At 75.6% G+C, this 1,892-nt stretch carries 1 pseudogene; it reads left to right on the forward strand.

The features are described 5' to 3' along the window. Nucleotides 1–105: 105 nt before the first annotated feature. A pseudogene (locus tag V8688_RS31835) lies at nt 106–1,892 on the forward strand (hypothetical protein); the annotation flags it as partial.

Consider the following 1,892-nt stretch of genomic DNA (forward strand, 5'->3'; position numbering starts at 1 on the left):
CCCGCCGGTGCGACGACCGGTGGACGCGCGGTCCCGGGTGCACCGGGGGAGCACGCCCAGGAGCCCGTACCGACGCCGACCGGTGAGTTCCGTGTCGTCGGTGCGGTGACCGCGACCGGTGGCATCGAGACTTCGCGCAGCCAGACCAGCGCGACCGGCGCGCAGCCGACACTGATCATCCGCCCGCCCGCGGCCGCGCCGGGGCAGCCCGAGACCACCGGGTTCCATCGCGTCCCGGTCGAGGGCTCCGGCGAGATCTCCATCCCCGCGGTGATCCAGCCGACCGGCCCCGCCGAGATCCGCCCGGCCGACACCCATTTCACCCCGCTCCCGACGGCGGACGAGCCCGCCGCTCCCGAGCCCCCACCCGCCTACACCCCGGACCAGGGCCTGCCCAAGATGCGCCCGTTCCCGGACGCGCATCTCTACGGCGATGCCCAGCCCGGCGGTACCTCCGGCCCGGTGCCTGCCCCGCCGTTCCCCCCACCCACCGGTTTCGTCCCGCCCGACGCCGACCGCCCGGCTCCGCCGCCGCGTCTCGACGCGCCCTCGGGGCCGGTCCCGCAACGCGCCGCCCCGACCCAGCGGTTCGTCGGCGATGCCCCCGCGACGGAACACCACGGCCCGTCGAACCCGAACCCCCGGTTCGCCCCGGCCCCGGACGATCGATTCGGCCCGTCGGCAGACCTTGTCGACGACAGCCACGCGAATCCCGGTGCCCGACCGGGTGGTCCCGCCCTGCCCGGTCCCGGCCGCGCGCCCGCCGGTTTCGTCGGCCCGGACGCTCGATTCGATACTCCGGCAGGACCTTTCGACGACAGGCGACCCACTTCGGCACCTCGGTCCGCGCCGACGCAGAAGTTCGACGGCGATCAGTTCGGCCCGGACGCCCGGTTCGGTGGTCCGGCCGACGACACCGATCCGCCCGCCCGCTTCGCTGCCCCGACCGAACAGTTCGGCGGCGCCCCGGACCGTTTCGGCCCGCCGACCGAGCAGTACGACCCGGCGAACCAGCCCTTCGGTGGTGCTCCGAACGACCGGTTCGGTCCGCCGATCGAGCCCGCCGACCCGCAGCGGTCGGCGCCGACGCAGCACTTCGGCGGCGCTCCGGACGACCGGTTCGGTCCCGCCACCGAGCAGTACGATCCGCTGCGACCCCTTGCCGCCCCGTCGGGCCCGGACGATCACTTCGGCCCGGCCACCGAGCAGTACGACCCGCTGCGGTCGGCCGCGACGCAGCACTTCGGTGGCGCCCCCGATGACCGGTTCGGCCCGGCCACCGAGCAGTACGATCCGCAGCGATCCGCCGCGACCCAGCACTTCGGCGGCGCCCCCGACGCCCGGTTCCCCGCGACCGAGCAGTTCGACCCCGCGGATATCGACGCGCAGCGGTCCGCGCCGACCCAGCACTACCAGGGCGGTGGCGAAGGATTCGGTGCGGCGAACGAGCCGGATCCGCAACGCGCACAGGCGACCCGGCAATATCGGGGTGGCGCGGCACCGTTCCCCGCGCACCAGGCGCCCGACGATCCGGCGCGCGCGGCCGCGACCCAGCACTATGCCGGGGCCGCGCCGGACGCCTACTCCCAGTACGACGATCCGCACGACGCCTATGGCGACCACGCCTACCGCGACCCGGCCGATCCGTACGGCCCCGACCCGGGCTACGCGCCGGATCCGGCCTGGCAGCAGCGCGATTCGCGCCCCCGGCGCTCCCTGCTGCTGCCGATCCTCGTCGGCGTGCTCGCCGTGGTGGTGCTCGCCATCGGCGGCGCGATCGGCTGGCGGCTGATGTCGTCGGCGGACTCGTCGGAGACGACCGGCGCGGCGCCGAGCTCGGCAGCGCCGGCCGGCACCGGCGGTGCTCCCGGGACCACCGCACCGCGGGCGAC

Source organism: Nocardia sp. No.11, from assembly GCF_038752175.1.
GTDB lineage: Bacteria > Actinomycetota > Actinomycetes > Mycobacteriales > Mycobacteriaceae > Nocardia > Nocardia canadensis.